Annotated in this window: 16 protein-coding genes; 7 read left to right on the top strand and 9 right to left on the bottom strand. The window is 53.6% G+C overall.

What is annotated here, in order from left to right:
* Nucleotides 1-86: 86 nt before the first annotated feature.
* Complete coding sequence (locus BOC67_RS11245; RefSeq protein ID WP_291910308.1) at nt 87-1,196, bottom strand: hypothetical protein; 1,110 nt, start codon at nt 1,194-1,196, stop codon at nt 87-89.
* Nucleotides 1,197-1,297: 101 nt separating this feature from the next.
* Nucleotides 1,298-1,867, bottom strand: a complete 570-nt coding sequence (locus BOC67_RS11240; protein ID WP_291910307.1) for a DUF4142 domain-containing protein — start codon at nt 1,865-1,867, stop codon at nt 1,298-1,300.
* A gap of 172 nt (nt 1,868-2,039) precedes the next feature.
* Between BOC67_RS11240 and BOC67_RS11235 the strand changes: the two genes are divergently transcribed.
* Nucleotides 2,040-4,034 carry a TonB-dependent receptor gene (locus BOC67_RS11235; protein WP_291910306.1) on the top strand — a complete coding sequence of 665 codons (1,995 nt, stop codon included), beginning with the start codon at nt 2,040-2,042 and terminating at the stop codon, nt 4,032-4,034.
* A gap of 65 nt (nt 4,035-4,099) precedes the next feature.
* On the opposite strand, the gene BOC67_RS11230 is transcribed toward BOC67_RS11235, so the two are convergent.
* Both BOC67_RS11230 and BOC67_RS11225 read right to left on the bottom strand, forming a co-directional pair.
* Nucleotides 4,100-4,726, bottom strand: coding sequence for an ankyrin repeat domain-containing protein (locus BOC67_RS11230; protein WP_291910304.1), 627 nt, complete (start codon nt 4,724-4,726; stop codon nt 4,100-4,102).
* A 116-nt stretch (nt 4,727-4,842) separates the two neighbouring features.
* Nucleotides 4,843-6,393 carry an MFS transporter gene (locus BOC67_RS11225; protein ID WP_291910302.1) on the bottom strand — a complete coding sequence of 517 codons (1,551 nt, stop codon included), beginning with the start codon at nt 6,391-6,393 and terminating at the stop codon, nt 4,843-4,845.
* A 105-nt stretch (nt 6,394-6,498) separates the two neighbouring features.
* Here BOC67_RS11225 and BOC67_RS11220 point away from each other — a divergent pair, with 105 nt between their 5' ends.
* On the top strand, nt 6,499-7,806 hold the full coding sequence (locus BOC67_RS11220; RefSeq protein ID WP_291910300.1) for a class I SAM-dependent methyltransferase: 1,308 nt from the start codon (nt 6,499-6,501) through the stop codon (nt 7,804-7,806).
* An 85-nt stretch (nt 7,807-7,891) separates the two neighbouring features.
* Nucleotides 7,892-8,353 carry a DinB family protein gene (locus tag BOC67_RS11215; RefSeq protein ID WP_291910297.1) on the top strand — a complete coding sequence of 154 codons (462 nt, stop codon included), beginning with the start codon at nt 7,892-7,894 and terminating at the stop codon, nt 8,351-8,353.
* A gap of 57 nt (nt 8,354-8,410) precedes the next feature.
* On the opposite strand, the gene BOC67_RS11210 is transcribed toward BOC67_RS11215, so the two are convergent.
* Nucleotides 8,411-9,166 carry a DUF72 domain-containing protein gene (locus BOC67_RS11210; RefSeq protein ID WP_291910295.1) on the bottom strand — a complete coding sequence of 252 codons (756 nt, stop codon included), beginning with the start codon at nt 9,164-9,166 and terminating at the stop codon, nt 8,411-8,413.
* Nucleotides 9,167-9,275: 109 nt separating this feature from the next.
* On the opposite strand from BOC67_RS11210, the gene BOC67_RS11205 reads away from it, so the two are divergent.
* Nucleotides 9,276-9,656 (top strand): DUF202 domain-containing protein, encoded by a 381-nt coding sequence (locus tag BOC67_RS11205; protein ID WP_291910293.1) that lies wholly within the window; start codon nt 9,276-9,278, stop codon nt 9,654-9,656.
* Nucleotides 9,657-9,718: 62 nt separating this feature from the next.
* Here the strand turns inward: BOC67_RS11205 and BOC67_RS11200 are convergent, their stop codons facing one another.
* On the bottom strand, nt 9,719-10,801 hold the full coding sequence (locus BOC67_RS11200; RefSeq protein ID WP_291910291.1) for a mechanosensitive ion channel domain-containing protein: 1,083 nt from the start codon (nt 10,799-10,801) through the stop codon (nt 9,719-9,721).
* A gap of 161 nt (nt 10,802-10,962) precedes the next feature.
* Nucleotides 10,963-11,358, bottom strand: a complete 396-nt coding sequence (locus tag BOC67_RS11195) for a helix-turn-helix domain-containing protein (RefSeq protein ID WP_291910289.1) — start codon at nt 11,356-11,358, stop codon at nt 10,963-10,965.
* Nucleotides 11,359-11,437: 79 nt separating this feature from the next.
* Between BOC67_RS11195 and BOC67_RS11190 the strand changes: the two genes are divergently transcribed.
* Complete coding sequence (locus tag BOC67_RS11190) at nt 11,438-12,319, top strand: NmrA family NAD(P)-binding protein (protein ID WP_291910287.1); 882 nt, start codon at nt 11,438-11,440, stop codon at nt 12,317-12,319.
* Nucleotides 12,320-12,827: 508 nt separating this feature from the next.
* Here BOC67_RS11190 and BOC67_RS11185 read toward each other — a convergent pair.
* Nucleotides 12,828-13,520, bottom strand: coding sequence for a GNAT family N-acetyltransferase (locus BOC67_RS11185; RefSeq protein WP_291910285.1), 693 nt, complete (start codon nt 13,518-13,520; stop codon nt 12,828-12,830).
* A 51-nt stretch (nt 13,521-13,571) separates the two neighbouring features.
* Entirely contained in the window at nt 13,572-14,153 is a 582-nt protein-coding gene (locus tag BOC67_RS11180) for a dihydrofolate reductase family protein (protein WP_291910283.1), read from the bottom strand.
* Nucleotides 14,154-14,357: 204 nt separating this feature from the next.
* Between BOC67_RS11180 and BOC67_RS11175 the strand changes: the two genes are divergently transcribed.
* The gene (locus BOC67_RS11175; RefSeq protein WP_291910280.1) at nt 14,358-15,125 is read left to right on the top strand and encodes a nuclear transport factor 2 family protein; all 768 of its coding nucleotides are present in this window, start codon (nt 14,358-14,360) and stop codon (nt 15,123-15,125) included.
* A gap of 216 nt (nt 15,126-15,341) precedes the next feature.
* Nucleotides 15,342-17,057 (top strand): ATP-binding protein, encoded by a 1,716-nt coding sequence (locus BOC67_RS11170; protein WP_291910278.1) that lies wholly within the window; start codon nt 15,342-15,344, stop codon nt 17,055-17,057.
* Nucleotides 17,058-17,064: the final 7 nt, after the last annotated feature.

The following is a 17,064-nucleotide window of genomic DNA, read 5'->3' as shown; positions in this document are numbered from 1 at the left end:
AATCCTTTGCCCCTTTGCCCCCTTACGCCGCTTTGCGAGAAAAAAACAGCCGCTAATCAACCTTTAGCGGCCGTTGAAACTTGCCCTTATTTGGTATTCATGCTGTTGATCAGCGAGATCAGCTGCGCAGGCGTTACCGGCGTTGGATTAAACGAAAACGCCACGTAGTTCTGCCCGGCAGGCGGCGCAGGAATCACCACATCTTTCTGCTCTGCATAAAACTGTCCGCCGATAGAAGAAATTGCCAGGAAAGTTCCTGCCTGACCAACCGGAATAGTATTCTGGTAGCTCAGGAAACCTTCGAAGCCTGCCGGCGGCATGAAGATCAGGTTGTAGAATTTAATCACACTGTTGATACCTGCCGGTTTGAAGAACAGCATGGTAGGCTCTTCTCCGCCGTAACTGGTACGGGTAGCAGGATTGAAATTGGATGCAAAATAAGCCAGTACAGTGGTTTTAGGGTTGGGATTGCTCATAAGGCGATCGCAGTTAACCCAGGTCAGCAAACTGTCCAGCCGGAAATTAAGCGTACCGTTAGCGCCATTGAACAGCGCAAACGCGGAAGCAGGATTTGTTACCTGGTTCCAATCCACGCCTTTGTTGGCGCTCACCGGAGTGCTTACGGTGATCAGCTGGTTCACGTAATTGTAACCGGTGAGGTCCATGGTAACGGTGGTGTCGCCATTCCACATCGGGATACGTTCGGCATTCACCTTCGCCGGCGCCTGCACGCGCACGCCGGAATCCGGACGCAGCTTCAGGTCCACACTACCCTGTTTGGCAGCTACGTAAAATTCGCCGAAGGATTCCAGCGGCTCGCCTGCACTGGTAGCAGTGGGCTTGTCCGCGAAAATCATCCCTGCGGCAGTGCTCACCTCCTTAATGTACAGGGTGATAGGGCCGGTAGCAGGGCTACCATCAGGCCTGATCAGCGAGTTGCGGCCGATGGTGTACACCTTGCCGCTGCGGCTTTTGATAGTGATGCCATCCTGCATGGAAACATCATAACGCTCCATTACAGGACCATTGTCGCGCAGGAACTGGTGCAAACGAACCCCGTTCGGATCAGGGGCTACCGCTTCAGTGCCAGCGGGTGCTACAGCAATTTTTGGATCGTTTTTCACTTGTTTGGCACAGGCGCCAAACAGCAGGAGCGCAGCAATGCCTCCTGCCAGATAAATGGAATTTAGGCTCATGGGTGTTTTTTGAGGGATGTGATAAATCGGGTTCAAACACAAATAGGGCGATTTGCTTTGTAATTACGGTTGAGATATGAAGTTAAAACCCGATACTGCAGTTACATGTCAGCGCCCTTCGCCGTTTTGTTGATCAGCTTTCGCATGTCTTCCTGGATGTGACTGGCTTCATCCAGCTGGGCCTCTGTAAAGTCGGCCATCTCCTTAGCCAGGCTGCTGATCTCCGGATCTTTGGAGGCCACTGCCTGCTTGTAACGGTAGGATATATCCTTTTGCGCGGCGATTACTTCCTGTAGCCAGTTGCGTTCAAACTCACGCGTGTCTTTAATATTGGTCAGACTAACCACCGCCCTGGAAGGCTGCAGCGTATCCCCCGGCAGGGTAACGTTGCCCTTTGCGGCCAGCTGCTCCAGCCGGGCATTGGCGGCTGAATACTTGCTCACCAGCGTGTCGCCCAGGCGGCGCATCCGCTCCTGCTCCGCACGCACTACCGCGAGCCGCCCCAGCTGTATTATTTCCTGGTTCGCCGTTACCATGCCGGTAATGAAGTCCTCATGTTTGGAAGTGCTTTGCTCCGTATTCGCAGCGCTGTCTTTTTTCTCTTCCTGCCTGGCGCCGCTGTTACATGCCAGCAACACCGCTAACGGCATCATCAATAGGTAATTTTTCATAGTCTCCTTTTTAAGAAGGATGTTCACAAATAGTAAGCCATGCGGAACGGGCATTTGGACTGAGCCCGGTAAATTACGGCAATGCATAGATTTTGGCGCTTTCAAAAAACCGCTTATATTTGTGTACAAATTACAATAAATACAAAAAATCTAACCTGACCGACTACACGCAATGAGGAATCACCTGCTACTATTACCTGCCATGGCGCTGGCTACCCAACCGCTCCTGGCGCAGGACGCCCAAACGAAAGACAGTACCCGGCAGCTGAACGGCATCACCATCTACCAGGCAGGAAAAAATACCCCTGTCACCTACCAGAACCTGGATATGAAAGCCATCCGGGAAAAGAATACCGGGCAGGAGCCTTCCTTCTTGCTCACGGAAACGCCTTCCGTCACCAACTACTCCGATGCCGGCAACCAGCAGGGCTATTCGTACTACCGTATCCGTGGGATTGACCAGACGCGCATCAACACCACGCTGAACGGCATGCCGCTGAACGAGCCGGAGGACCAGGGCGCTTATTTTTCCAACTACCCGGACCTCTTCACCTCCCTGAGCCACGTGCAGATCCAGCGGGGTACGGGCACTTCCAAGAACGGCGCTGCCAGCTATGCCGGCAGCGTACAGCTCTTTTCGCCGGACCTGAAAGAGCCGCAGGCCACCACCTTTGGCCTGGGATACGGCTCCTACAACAGCTTCCGGCTGTTTGCAGCGCATAATAGCGGCGTGAAGAACAACAGGGCCTTCTATGCAAGGGCTTCCCAGGTATATACGGACGGCTATAAGGACCATGCCTTCAACAACTCCCAGTCCGCCTTCATCAGCGGCGCCATTTTCCTGCCTAAAAGCACCTGGAAGCTGAACCTCATGGCCGGCCACCAGCAAAACGGCATGGCCTGGCTACCGGTGGCGGATACACTGATTGCTAAAAACCGCCGCGCCAACGCTAACACAAAAGCTGAGAAAGATGAATTCCTGCAAAGCCTGCTACAGGTGCAACACCAATGGCAGCCCAACAGCCACAGCATCCTCAATTCCAGCGTATATTACACCTACCTCAACGGCGGCTATGGCATGGATGTCAACAACTATTTCGGCGAAGCCTCCAACGGCAACTTATTCCACTATAACTTCCGCTCCCACTTCGCAGGCATATTCAGTAACTATACGCTCTACAACGATCATTTCAGCTGGACCACCGGCATTCACGCGAACGCCTATACGCGCCGCCACCTGGGAGAAGATGACGCGCTGGGGGAATTGTACCGCAACCGCGGCAATAAAAATGAAGCCAGCGCCAGTACGCGACTGGAATACCGGCTGCGCCAATTCACCTTCTTCGGCGATTTGCAATACCGTTATGTGACGTTTGATTATAAAGGCAGCGTGGGGTTACCGCAGCTACGCTGGGCGTTTCTCAATCCGCGGGGAGGGGTCGACTTCGCTGCCAACAGCCACCTGAGCTTGTATTTCAGCATCGGCAAAACCAGCAGGGAGCCCACGCGCAACGATATGTTCGCTGGCAATGACGACCTCCCGCTGGATAGCAGCGCCGGAAAACCAATTATTAACAAAGACCCTGAATCGGTGATCGACCAGGAGCTGGGGATTAAAATTAAATGCAGCAGGTTCGCCATGCAGCTCAATGGCTACTATATGAACTTCCGCAACGAAATCGTACTGAACGGGCAGATAGGCCCCAATGGCCTGCTCCTCACGAATAATGTGAAGCGCAGCTACAGAACCGGCGTGGAATTCAGCGCCAGCTACCAGCTGGGTAAAAGTTTTACTTTAAGCAACAACAGCTCGTTTAACCATAGCGCGATCAAAGAACAGGAAACTACTTTCAGACCGGTGCTGACGCCGGAATGGATCATCAACCAGGAAGTAACCTACCGGCGGGACCGCTGGGTACTGGGGCTGGCAGGCCGCTACCAGAGCGGTTCCTATATCGATTTTGCGAACACCGCCCTGCTGGACGGATACTTTCTTTTGAATGCCCGCGCGCAGTATAGCCTTCAACGTTATACCTTCTCCCTGTTTGCCAACAACGTTACCAATGCGCATTACTACAATAATGGCGCGACGGATGGACTGGGTAATGTGAAGTATTTTGTACAGGCGCCGGCGAATTTTTATGTGGCGGTGAAGTATAGTTTCTAAGCCCCGCACAACACTTTCAAAACATTCACCTATGCGCCTGTAACCCGCCTTACAGGCGCATAGCCCTACCTGGCGCCCGCCTTTTCCAATATCTTCACGATCGCCGTAAAACCTTTAGTCCGGGCATGCGCCAACGGGCTCACGCCATCTCCATCCGCCAGGTTCACATTAGCCCCCGCATCTACCAGTAACTGCACAATTTCCACATGCTTAGGCCCGCCATTGCTAAGGATGATAGCCTCCAGCAAGGCCGTCCACCCCAGGCGGTTCACATGGTCGATCGGGAAATCCTTCACGGCCAGCAAGGTTTTCACGACGTCTACATGCCCTCTTTCGCAAGCCGGGATCAGCGCGGAGCCGCCATAACGGTTGTACACGTCGAAGCGCGCGCCGGCATGCAGGCAAAGTTGCAGTATATCCGTATAGCCTTCCGCGCCGGCGTAGAGGAACGGACTGTTCAGCATATCATCCTGCGCGTTTACATCCGCGCCGGCAGTAATCAGCATGGCGGCGGCGGCCGTATGATGATGATAGGCGGCTACCATCAGCGGCGTGCGTTTTTTACTGTCGCGCGCCTCCAGGTTGGCATTTGCCTTCAACAGGGATTGAATGGCGGTAGTGTCATTATCGGCAGCAGCCGTCAGCAAATCTTTCACGCTCCGGTGCTTTTCATCCTGCGAACATGCGGTCATACTCGTAATAATTATTAAGGAACAAGAAATAAGGTACTTAAACAGTTTCATAACCAGTACATTAGGTTCACTGTAAAAATAGCGCTTACGCCATGGCCGCAGCTGTACAAACCATGCTATTGGGAGTAATTTTTATCACTGGCCTGGTTATTTTTCAGGTAGATGAATGCCAGCAGTCCGGCCACCAGGCCAAGCACCCCGCATATTTTCAGGATATGACTATAGGTATCAATAAAGGCCGCTTTATAAATAGCCGCTACCTGCGCCTGCTGCACTACGCTTGCGGGCGCTTTCGCATCTCCCAGGGAGGCGGCCTGCTGCAACACCAGCGCCTGCTCCCGGGCATTCAACCCCAGGCCGGCCACGGCATGCTGCGTATAGGTGGAAAAAAACATCACCGCCAGCCCGCCAAAAACGGCGGTGGAAAATACCGTGGCAATCCGCGTTACGGCGTTGTTCACCCCGGAAGCCGTACCGGCCAGCTGCTTTCCTACGGACCCCATCACGGCCGCCGTTAGCGGGGATACCGTAATGGCCATCCCTGCGCCAAAGATCATAATGCCGGGAAAATAGGTTTTGAAATAATCGGCAAAACCCCTCGTTTCCCTGATGGTGGACATCAGCAGCATCCCGATGCCGGCGATCGCCGGGCCGGCAGTGAGGAACAGGCGGGGGCCGTATTTGTCCGCCAGCGCGCCCATGGTGCGACTAAACAGGATCATCATCAGGGAAAACGGCAGGAAGGTAAAGCCGGACTGCAACTGCGAATACCCCTGCACCTGTACCAGGTTGAGGGATAAAAACAACATGGCCCCGTGCAGGCCCGCGTAAAGAAAGAAACATAAAAGATTGGCGCCCAGGAAAACGCGGTTCTGAAACAGCTTGAGGGACATCATCGGGAACGGAATCCTTGATTCTCTCCACAAAAAAACCCCCAGCAAGAGGACGCCCGCTATAACGGTGACGAATACACGGGGATGCTGCCACCCCGCCGCCGGCATGGACAGGAAGCCATACGTCAGCGATGCCAGGCCCAGTGCAATGAAGACTGCGCCGGGATAATCCACCGGCCCCTGCACGTCCTCCTCATCGCGGTTTTCCGGCACATGCCGCCACAGGATCAGCAGCGCGGCCAAGCCCAACGGTACATTGATGAAAAAGATGTAGCGCCACCAGCCGGCATCCGCCAGCCAACCGCCCAGCAGCGGCCCCGCCATGGTCACAAACGTCGTAGCGGCGGACCAGGTGCCCACCGCCTTGCCCCGCTCCTTTTCGTGAATGGTAGCGGAAATAAGGCTTAAGCTGCCGGGGATCATAAACGCGCCGCCAACCCCCTGCAATGCCCGGAAGGCAATCAGCTGCCCGGCCGTAGCCGAAATACCGCAACAGGCGGAGCCAATGATAAATACGATGATACCGGCCATAAATACACGCTTGCGCCCCAGCCTGTCCCCCAATGCGCCCCCGATCAGTATCAGCGATGCCAGCATGAGCATGTACGCATTCAATACCCAGAACAGCGCCGCCGCGCTGGCATCCAGCGCATGCTGCAGGGAAGGCAGCACCACGTTCAGCGCTGTACCGTCAATAAACGCCATGGTGCTCGCCATAATGGCGGAGATCATAATCCAGCGGCCTGCCGCGCTGTTTAATGCAACTGATTCCATACAACCAGGTAGAACAGTGAACCCGGCGAATTGTTCCGCAGGGGTGCGTAAAATCTGCAACCCCGATGCAGTCTTACCCATTAACTTAAAGTAAACGCCAAAACAATGACTACTGACGCGCTCCTCTTCAACCAGCAATATTTCAACGAATTCACCCGGCAGTCGGACGAAAAGACCATCATCATCAACAGCATCCGCAAACTGATGGCCCACGAAAAGCTCCAATCCTGCCTGGAAATAGGCATGGGCACCACGCCCGTCTTCCACCAGCAGCTGGGGCATTACTTCCGGCAATATACAGTAGTGGAAAAAAATACAGACGGGGTACAACTGCCGGCAGAGGTGCAGGTAATCAACAGCAGCTGGGAAGAAGCGGTATTACCGCAGCAGTACGACCTCATCATCGCCTCGCACGTGTTCTATTACTTCCAGCACAAGCAGGCGGCGGTAGACAAAATGTTGTCCGCGCTGACGGAAAACGGCATGCTGGTCATCGTCGTCAACGGGCAGGAAGAAGATTACGGCCCCCTGAAAGAATATTTCTACCAGAACATACAAAGAGATTATCAACCAACCTACCCACAGGTAATGAAGGCGCTGGCCGGGAGGAACTACCTGACCTTTTCCGTGCCGGCGGCCATTCATTACCCAGATCATGAAGCGCTGTACCATTCCCTCTCCCTCTTTTTCGACCAATACCCCACGCCTTACAGCCTCCATAAGCACAACATCATCGCCTACCTGCGCCAAACGCTGGGCCAGCGGCCCTTCAGGCTCTACCAGAAGATCATCCTCCATCGCAGGAAGATCACGCCCTGGCGCTACCTGCTCGACCACCCGGATTACGAAATAACGGTGCAGGATATACGACTTTGGGCGCTGGACGGCGTATTTTCTCCCGATAAACAACTGACCAACTCCACGCCCCTGCTCCTGCAACACCTGCCGGACATGCAGGGCCGCCGCGTGCTGGACATCGGCTGCGGCACCGGCATCATCAGCATCCTCGCTGTCCGCGGCGGCGCGGCGGCGGCCGTCGCGGCGGACATCAGCCCAAGGGCGGTGGCCAACACGCAACTGAACGTCCGCATGCACGGCTATACGGAGCAGATCAGCGTCGTCCAGTCGGACCTGTTCGATAACATCACCGGTAAATATCATTTCATCTTCGGCAACCTCCCCATCCTGGAAGATATCTGGAAAATCAGCAATCCGCCCGTACTGCTGCTACAGCGCTTCCTGGCGGAAGCCAGGGAGTTCATCCTCCCCGGCGGACAACTGCTGTTCAGCTGGGCCTCCTTTGCGCCCACAGCGCCGGTGCTGAGCATCCTGCAGGTGCTGAACTACCAGTATTCCATGCACGCCATCTCCCAGCACAATACCATGTGGTACGTTTTCATCATTCAGTTTTAATGGCATAAACTGTATAGAATTTATCTGTAAAGGCTGATGGGGCTGTTTTGAAATTTTACTACTTTCACGGCTCAAAATTTATACTATGATTGCCACCAATATCGAAGTCATCAGCCACATCAGAAACAGGTACCTGGATTTATTCAATGAATTGAGCAACGAACAGCTGAACCGCGTGCCGGCGGGATTTAACAATAATATTCTCTGGAACCTGGGTCACCTCCTGGTGACGGACGAGCTTATGTTCTACAAGGCCGCCGGGAAGCCTTCCAACCTGGACGAAGCATTCATGGCCCGCTTCCGCCGCGGCACCAAACCGGAAGGCGTACTCAGCGACGAAGATACCGCGCTGATCAAACAGGAGCTGGCAGCGGCCCTGCCACGGGTAACGGAGCTGTATAAAGCAGGCCACTTCGACGGCTATACGCCTGTGACGCTGTCCAACGGACTGCTCATTAACGACCTGGGAGGCGCCCTGGCGTTTTCCGCTTATCACCACGGGCTGCATAGCGCGGCTATCGGCAATTTGAAGAAGGCGCTGCTGTAAGATCCTGGTTTACGTATGTACGTACCCGTTACTAACGCGTGCGTACATACGTAAATGTTATTCCCTTTCCCGCACATACCTTTCCAATACCTGCAAATCATGGATGGCATCGCCGATGGTATTATTGAAATACGCGTACACATCCTTCCCGGCATCCAGCCAGTCGCGCACATAATGCGCATATTCATACAGGTAGCTATCTTCGTAGCTGCTGCGGTAGTTCCCTTCCGGGCCATGGAAGCGGGCGTACACGAAATCGGCATCCAGGTCCTCCAGGGGGGAGCCCACGTTGGCTTTATCATGCACGACCATCGCCGCGCCGTAATCATTGAGCAGGCGGTAAGTTTCTTCCCGGTACCAGGAGAGGTGCCGGAATTCCACGGCAAGCCGCCATTCGCCACTGGCGTCCGCCTCGCGGACGGCGTCCAGCAAATGCTGCACCCGCTGCAAAGCCCCTGCCCGTAAGGACGGTGGCAGTTGAATAAGCAGGCAGCCTTTCTTCTCTCCCACGCCGGCGATGACGTCCATAAAACGCGTCACATCAGCGGGCTTGAAGTCGAGGTCGCGCACATGCGTAACGCCCTGCCACAGCTTAAACGTAAACCTGAAATGCGGCGGCACGCCGGCAGCCCAGCGCTGCATCGTTTTATGCATGGGAATGTTGTAGAACGAACTGTTGATTTCAATGGTATTGAACAAAGTTCCGTACACCTCCAGGCGGCTCTTATCTCTAAGTGGCTCGGGGTAAAATTGCTTATTCTTGTATGGCAGTACTAACCCGCTGGTGCCGGTGTAATAACTTCCTTTTCTCATGCAAAACAAAAAATAACGTAGTAATATATACGTAAGTTTAATAAATAAAGATCATCCGGTTGCTGTTACCGCGAAAAAATCTGTAACTTTTAGGATAAATCATCTGCTTATGGAACAGGGAAAACCCGGCGGCCCCAATGATCATCTTGCCAATGAAAGAACCTTCCTGGCCTGGATTCGCACGGCGGTGGGCCTGATGGCCTTCGGCTTCGTCGTTGTCAAATTTTCCCTTTTCGTAAAACAGATCGGCCTGGCCCTCGGCAGGGATGTTGCCCTTCCATCCCACGGCTACTCCGGCATTGCAGGTATTATCCTGGTAGCGGTAGGCATGCTCACAGCGATCCTCGCCTACAAACGATACCAGGACGTAAAGAAGGAACTGGAATCGGGCAGGTACCTGCACACCACCGGCCTGCTCACCACCCTCACCATTTTCATTGTATTAATGAGCCTGTTTTTACTGGTGTATTTAGTGGACAGTATCCGGTAAACGCTGATCAAAATTTAAACCAGTTCATAAAAAAAGAGCCGCTGTATGCGGCTCTTTGCATGTTATGCATTTCCTGCGGCGGGCGCATCCAGCGCGGCTCGCGTAAGCGGCAAACATGCCGGGTACTGCTCCCTTACAAATCTGAGCATGTGCTCGCGGATATCGCAGCGGAGGTCAAACGCCTCGCCGGAAGTTCTGGCGCTGATAAGGCAACGCACTTCTATCGTACGCTCGGTAACGTTAGTCACCACCAGCGTTTTCACGCGCTTATCCCACAGCGGATGCGTGACGATATACCGTTCAAATTCTTCCCGCAGCTTATCCACCGGCGTCGTATAATCCAGGTACAGGAACGCGGTACCCAGTATTTCCGCACTGCTGCGGGTCCAGTTCTGAAACGGTTTTTCAATGAAGTAGTTGATAGGCAGGATCAGTTTGCGCTGGTCCCAGATGTTCACCACCACATACGTCAGCGTAATTTCTTCCACCCTGCCCCATTCGCCTTCCACCACCAGCACGTCATCGATCCGGATGGGCTGCGTAAACGCAATCTGGAAGCCGGCCAGCAGGTTACCAAGGGATTTTTGCGCGGCAAAACCGATGATAATACCGCCCACGCCCACACCGGTAAGCAGGCCCGCGCCGAGCTTGCGCATACTGTCGAAACTCAGCAGGATGATACAGGCCGTTACGACGAGAATGATGCCTATGGCCAGTTTACGGATAAACTGCAGCTGCGTGCGGATCTTCCGTTCTTTCAGGTTGTTGGATTTTTTAAGATCGTAGGTGCTGTAAATATAATCTTCCAGCACATGCACAATGCCGATGACGATTGCCGCAAAAGACAGCGTCAGCGCTATTTCCGCGAAGCGGCTCAGCACTTCCTGGTAGCGGGGTTGCACCCGCATCAGGGGAATGCTCATGTTCAGCAACAGCAGCGGCAGGAAGTAGTTGAACGCCTTGCCCAGCCGCAGCAGCACGCTGTGTACGAGGGAGAACTCCGCCGATTTTTTTACGGAGCGATGGAGAAAAAACGATAATAAAGCTTTGATCAATAAGCCAGCCAAAACGGCAATACCTGCCAGCAGCAGATTCCAGACGAATCCCGGCAGGTGGTCCAGACTTTCTAATAATTTATTCCACATGTGCCGCCACGGCACAAAGATGGTGCCGTTAGGCGTGCCGGCAGCGGATTCTTACCATATTCTAATTTTAATTTTTGGGGGGAGAGAGATTTACGGCCGCGGGGAATAAAGTCCCGGCTAGTCCGCAAACCCGCGCGGGCGCTGCCATGGGAACGATGGCGCTATCCGGGGAAGTCGTCCAGGCTCTTACCCATCTCCGCAGCATCCAAACCTCCCGGGCCAAATGCCCATTCCGCCATCGCCAGTAACACAGGCCTCAACCCGGCGCCGGCTTCCGTGAGCGTATAGGTAACGTAAGGCGGCACCACCGGCCTGGATTCCCGGATCAACAGGTTGTCCGCCTCCAGCTGCTTGAGGTGCTGTATCAATACCTTTTCCGTAATGCCCGGGATGGCCTTGCGCAGCTCCGAATAGCGCTTGGGCCCTGTCAGCAGGTAAAAGAGGATAATGGGCTTCCAGTAGCCGCCTATTTTACTCATCACGTAAGTTACCGGGCAGGTTTTGAAAGCCTGGTGCTTGTTTTCCTGGATGGTGGAGAGTTCCTTGATCGCTGTCATATCATACATACTTTAGGGTAAGTACTTGTACAAAAGTAAGTATAAAAATACTTTTGTGATACAAAATCAAACAAGAGATATGAAAATCGTAATCACAGGTTCTATCGGAAATATCAGTCAGCCACTGGCCAAACAATTAGTAGCCGCCGGCCACGAAGTAAGCATCATCAGCAGCAACCCCTCCAAAGCAGCCGCAATAGCGGCCCTGGGCGCTACCCCCGCCATCGGATCGCTGGAAGACGCGGCATTTTTAACCAATGCCTTCACCGGTGCGGATGCCGTGTACACCATGACCCCTCCCACTTTCATCGCAGCGGATTTCATTGCGTATGCAACTAACATAGCGGCCAATTACGCGAAAGCCATTACCGCGGCCGGCGTAAAACGGGTGGTGAACCTCAGCAGCATCGGCGCGCACCTGGAAAGCGGCAACGGCCCTATCGCAGGCTCGCACCAGGTGGAAAAAATCCTTAACCAGGTTCCGGGCATCGGCCTTACGCATGTGCGTGCGCCTTTCTTCTACTATAATTTCCTAAACAATGTGGAGATGATCCGGCAAATGGGGATTATTGGCAACAACTACCCGGCGGATACGCGCCTGATCCTCATTCACCCGGCAGAAATTGCCGCCACGGTGGCCGCAGCGTTGCAGGAGCCTGCGCAGGGATCATCGGTGAAGTACATTTATAGCGATGACCGCACCGCTGCGGAAGTAGCTGCCGCCATCGGCAAAGCCATCGGCAAGGCGGATCTGCCCTGGGTAGCCTTTGACGATGAAGGAACCCGGAAATCCATGCTGGATGCCGGCATGTCCGCCGAAATGGCCGGCCGGTTCGTTGAGATGGGCCAGGCGCTGCGAAAAGGAAGCCTCTGGGCAGAGTTTGACCAGCATCCTCCTACCCCCGGAAAAATAAAACTGGAAGACTTTGCGCAGGAGTTTGCCGCCATTTACAACAGCTAATACTTAAGTTTGCTCTTACATGACCGCAAACCCCGGCAGCGATGGCGCTTGCCGGGGTTTGCCCTGTTAATCCTGAGGACTTTCTGAAAAATTTTTTCCGGCCATATAAACATTCTATGAACTTCCATGTTAGTATAAGACCAGAATAACTAAAAATACCATTAAATATCATCAACTTACGGCGCTTGCCTGCATTAAAAGTCCCGTATCCTAAGCACAGAACAAATAGCATCATTACCTTTTTTACTAAGGAAACAAGCAATCAATTAAATGTCGAAAAAATGAATCCCGACAGGAAATGGCCGGCCGCAAACCCGGTGCATGCGTGTGTCAGGTTGGTTAAAACACGAAAACATTCTCACCATTAATCTACCATGGATGCCTGTAGTTATATCCATAGTGTTCTCTTGCTGTTTGGAACAGTGCGGATAAATTTTTGATGATTGCTAATTTGTTTATGCTTAGGAACGGTAGCGTCTTGTCTAAGACGCTACCTTATTTTTTTGGGCTACTTCGCTTTAATTTTCCAGAAGGAGATACCGCGGCGGATTTCAAACCCGGCCCGCTTGTAGATGCCAATGGCGCTGGCATTGGCGCTTACCACGTGGAGGAAAGGCACGTCCCCGTTGGCATAGATATCCCGCGCTACGACGGTGGTTAACAGTTGGGCATAGCCTTTACCCCGGTAATCCGGATGCGTGATCACGGCGCTGACTTCCGTGTAGCCGGGCAGCTTCATGCGCTGGCCCGCCAGCGCTATCAGCTTCCCTTCCTTGCGGATGCCGTAATAGTTGCCCAGGGAGGGCGTATCTTCCTTGAAATAGCCGGGCTGGCCTTCGTTTACAAAATCCACCATCTCCTCCCGGTCTTCTTCCGTCAGCCTGATAACTTCCTCCTCATGGCGCGGGGTGGCCGGTTGCCTGGCAGATACCATCTGCACGCAAACCAGCTCCGAATCCAGCGCCCAGCCCTGTGGCAGCGCCGGCAGCCGGCCGATGATGAAAATATCTTCCCCGGCAGGATTGATCCAGGGTTGCAGGGGTTCCAATCCTGTAAATGCTTCCGTGTTATAAGCCATAAAAGGCAGGATGTTACTCATATACCGCTGTACGGTGTCAGTGCCTTGCGCATAATATCGCTGGATGGTCTGTAGCGCATGCCAGGCCGGGTTATCCAGTGGCGCGTGTTGTTCCTGGTTCATAGTGTCCGTCTTTAAAATCCAAATGCCGTTGAGCTATCTAATTTACCGAAATCATCTCGCTTCTTCCGGAATATTTTTGGCGGACGGAATATAGGTGAGCAACACGACGCCGTTCGAAAACACGCGGCTGGAAATGAGCTGTAACGGCAGCCGGTGGCGCAATCCGCCCAACAGCGTGTGCCCGTTACCGATAGCCACGGGATGTATCATCAGCTGGTATTCATCCACCAGCTGATGGGCCGCCAGCTGCGTGAGGATGCTGTTGCTGCCCAGCAGCGCCAGGTTGGGGCCGGGCGATTTTTTCAGGTGTTGCACCGCTGCCACCACATCCCCACTGCTGATGGTGGTATTTTTCCAGGCGGCCGTTTGCAGGGTATTGGAGAAAACGATCTTATCGGCATTGTTCATACCCGCGGCCATCTCCGGGTCCATCTGCGCCGCCGCTGCAGTAGGCCACCAGGCGATCATGTGTTCGTAGGTGATCCTGCCGAAGAGCACCACGTTTTCCTGTTCCAGCATGGAAACGGCAAAATCGCGCTGATCCGCTCCCTGGCTGGCCCAGTCGGTATGCCCCTTGGCGTCTTCAAAATATCCGTTCAGGGTGAGGAATTGAAAAGAGATGAGCTTTCTCATACAGGTGAGTTTTATGTTTAAAGAACTGGCGGCATACCGCTTTAGTTCGATTTTTTTCAAATTATCACGCTGCGATTGCCGGCGCAACATCCAACAATTAGCCGTACCTTTACTGCGGATACAGATACGCCTGGTCGATACTACTCCCAACCGCTTGTTTGAACTGTATAACGCCTTTTCCTTTCTTCCGCAACAAGCCATTTTATGCAAAACAATCGCAAGCAGATGGTCACCGATCTGCTGAAATCCATAGAAACAGGAGCGGCTGCCCCTATTGCTTACATTCATCCGCAACATTACATCCAGCATAATCCCGCTGTGGCTACCGGCCTCGATGGCTTCCGCGAACTGCTGCAACAGCTGGAGCCCGGCAGCGCCCGGGTGAATACCGTGCGCGTGCTGCAGGACGATGATTATGTGATTGCGCATAGCGATTATCAATTCTTCGGCCCGAAGGTGGGGTTTGATATCTTCCGGTTCGACGGGGATACCATTTGTGAACACTGGGACAACCTGCAAGCCCGCCCTGCGCTCCACAATCCCAGCGGCCATAGTATGACGGATGGCAGCGCGGACATTACAGACCTGGATCAAACCGCCGCCAACAAGGAGCTGGTGGGCAACTTCCTACATACAATCCTGGTACAGGGCAAGATGGAGGAGCTGGGCCACTACTTCGACGGCGATTACTATATCCAGCACAATCCCGGTATAGGCGATGGCGTATCCGGTTTGGGGCAGGCCCTGGCAGACTGGGCGCAGCACGGCGTTACCATGCAATACCAGCGGGTGCATAAGATACTGGGCGAAGGCAACTTCGTGCTGGCGGTCAGCGAAGGGTATATGGATAAGATCCATTGCGCCTTCTATGACCTGTTCCGTATTCAAAACGGCCGGATTGCAGAACACTGGGACACGATCGAGTATATTCCGCCCGTGGCGGAGCGGCGCAACAGCCATGGAAAATTCTAGGCGCGGCGCATCCGTAAGGAGCAATGGTTCCACGCGGCCTGCAGGTACCGGCTGCATGGCTGCCTTGCAGGACCAATACCAATATACGGCAGCCTGCTACGCGCTTCCGCAAGTGTTAACGGGAACTGATTCACAATGGGATTAACATCTTATTAACATATAAAAAAAATACATCTTACCACTTTTCTCGTTTATAAAACAAACCCCTCAGTTACCATGATCCTATTCAAAACTGAACCACCAAACGTTACAGGGGCGCCGGCCGTTGACGGCGGTGATGGCAACATTGTTATTACTACCCTCAGCATATTGGCAGCCGCATTGACTTTTTGTTATTGTGCCCTCTTATTCGCATATACGAAAGACCCTTTTTTCATGATACTGGGCACCGCTACGGCCGTATCATATGCCTGCCTGATGATATTTGTGGAGATGGGCAAAACCAATGTGGCGGGCGCCTGCTTCCTGGTGATTACCAACCTGGCCGCCTTGATACTGGCCATCGGGAAAGGGGCGATTGTAGGGGAAACGATGCTGGCGGTGTTCCTGATCATCTTCACCCTGCTGCTGTTTAAACAGGTAAAGACCATCATCATCAGCGCAGTGGCCTGTGTGGCGGTACTGCTGGTGATCAAACTTAACTTCAGAACCGGCTTCCTGCGGCCCATCCCTGAAAATGGCCTGCAATCCGTAGCCCTGTTCAAGGATATCTGCGCCGGCTGCCTGTTTATACTCACTACTTCCGGCGTGGCGTTTTTCAGCCTGCATGTAAACCGGCTGATCAAGGCGCTGCAGCTCTCCAACGCGGCGCTGAAAAAAGCGCTGGACGAAAAGTCGGTACTATCGCAGATCCTCAGCCATGAGATCCGCAATCCGCTGCATTCCCTCACCGGCATCACGGAAGTGCTGACGAAGGAAATTGAAAAGAACGAGGTGTATATGCCCCTCATGGAGTACATGCACGACCTGAATACGAGCAGCAGCTATGCGCTCTCCGTGGTCAACAACTTCCTGGAACTGGAACAATCCCAGCGCCAGCAGCTGCAGCCTGAAATTTTTGCGCCGGCGGAATGGCTCAAGGGGATTGCCCGCTCCTTCCAGTACCAGGCGGACCGCAAGCACGTGAAGCTCATTGTAGAAACGGACGACGAGGTGCCGGGATTTATTTATGCCTGCAAAACCTCCCTGAATAAAATCGTCATCAACCTGGTCGTGAATGCGATCAAGTTCACCCGGGATAATACCATCGTGACCATCACGCTGGCGAAAGAGGACGATACGCTGGTGTTGAAAGTCCGCGACCGCGGTATGGGCATGTCCAAGGAAAAAATGAGCCGCATCTTTGACCTCTACGAAACAGAAAAAAACAGCTTCCTGCAGGGCTCCGGCATTGGCCTGTACGTGGCCGCCACACTGTCCAAAGGTATTGGCGGCGACCTCCTGCTGGACAGCGTGGAAAATAAAGGCAGCACCTTTATCCTGAGCTTCCCGCTGGAAACCGCCGCTGCGCCGCCGCTGAAGCAGGCAGCCAACGAAGCTTCCCTGCAGGGCCTCAAAGTATTGACAGTGGATGATGATTCCTTCAGCCAGAAATATGTACGCCGTTATTTTGACGATACCGGTATCCAGGTGAGGCAGGCCTTCAGCGGTAAGGAAGGGCTGGAAGCCGCCTGGGAATGGCAGCCGGACGTCATCCTGCTGGACGCCTACCTCGGCGATATGACGGGGCATGATATTATTCAACAGGTACAGGTACTCTCGCCAAAGTCGCGCATCATCATCGTCAGCGGCTCCGCGTGTGAAAAGGAACAACTGCGCTTCCTCGACGAGGGCGCGGAAAATTACCTCCTGAAACCATTGCCGAAAAGGGCATTGTTTGCGGCTATCGGGAACGACTATACGACAAATAATGTGATCAGTACGGCGGTATGATGTCGGA

The organism is Chitinophaga sp. CB10 (genome assembly GCA_001870995.2).
Lineage (GTDB): Bacteria > Bacteroidota > Bacteroidia > Chitinophagales > Chitinophagaceae > Chitinophaga.
Note: the sequence above shows the minus strand (reverse complement) of the source record. Positions and strands in the feature narration are given on the sequence as shown.

Excerpts from the sequence above, each read along its gene's own strand:
- BOC67_RS11245 (WP_291910308.1), bottom strand. The coding sequence starts at position 1,196 with ATGAGCCTAAATTCCATTTATCTGGCAGGAGGCATTGCTGCGCTCCTG.
- BOC67_RS11240 (WP_291910307.1), bottom strand. The coding sequence starts at position 1,867 with ATGAAAAATTACCTATTGATGATGCCGTTAGCGGTGTTGCTGGCATGT.
- BOC67_RS11235 (WP_291910306.1), top strand. The coding sequence starts at position 2,040 with ATGAGGAATCACCTGCTACTATTACCTGCCATGGCGCTGGCTACCCAA.
- BOC67_RS11230 (WP_291910304.1), bottom strand. The coding sequence starts at position 4,726 with ATGACCGCATGTTCGCAGGATGAAAAGCACCGGAGCGTGAAAGATTTG.
- BOC67_RS11225 (WP_291910302.1), bottom strand. The coding sequence starts at position 6,393 with ATGGAATCAGTTGCATTAAACAGCGCGGCAGGCCGCTGGATTATGATC.
- BOC67_RS11220 (WP_291910300.1), top strand. The coding sequence starts at position 6,499 with ATGACTACTGACGCGCTCCTCTTCAACCAGCAATATTTCAACGAATTC.
- BOC67_RS11215 (WP_291910297.1), top strand. The coding sequence starts at position 7,892 with ATGATTGCCACCAATATCGAAGTCATCAGCCACATCAGAAACAGGTAC.
- BOC67_RS11210 (WP_291910295.1), bottom strand. The coding sequence starts at position 9,166 with ATGAGAAAAGGAAGTTATTACACCGGCACCAGCGGGTTAGTACTGCCA.
- BOC67_RS11205 (WP_291910293.1), top strand. The coding sequence starts at position 9,276 with ATGGAACAGGGAAAACCCGGCGGCCCCAATGATCATCTTGCCAATGAA.
- BOC67_RS11200 (WP_291910291.1), bottom strand. The coding sequence starts at position 10,801 with ATGTGGAATAAATTATTAGAAAGTCTGGACCACCTGCCGGGATTCGTC.
- BOC67_RS11195 (WP_291910289.1), bottom strand. The coding sequence starts at position 11,358 with ATGACAGCGATCAAGGAACTCTCCACCATCCAGGAAAACAAGCACCAG.
- BOC67_RS11190 (WP_291910287.1), top strand. The coding sequence starts at position 11,438 with ATGAAAATCGTAATCACAGGTTCTATCGGAAATATCAGTCAGCCACTG.
- BOC67_RS11185 (WP_291910285.1), bottom strand. The coding sequence starts at position 13,520 with ATGAACCAGGAACAACACGCGCCACTGGATAACCCGGCCTGGCATGCG.
- BOC67_RS11180 (WP_291910283.1), bottom strand. The coding sequence starts at position 14,153 with ATGAGAAAGCTCATCTCTTTTCAATTCCTCACCCTGAACGGATATTTT.
- BOC67_RS11175 (WP_291910280.1), top strand. The coding sequence starts at position 14,358 with ATGCAAAACAATCGCAAGCAGATGGTCACCGATCTGCTGAAATCCATA.
- BOC67_RS11170 (WP_291910278.1), top strand. The coding sequence starts at position 15,342 with ATGATCCTATTCAAAACTGAACCACCAAACGTTACAGGGGCGCCGGCC.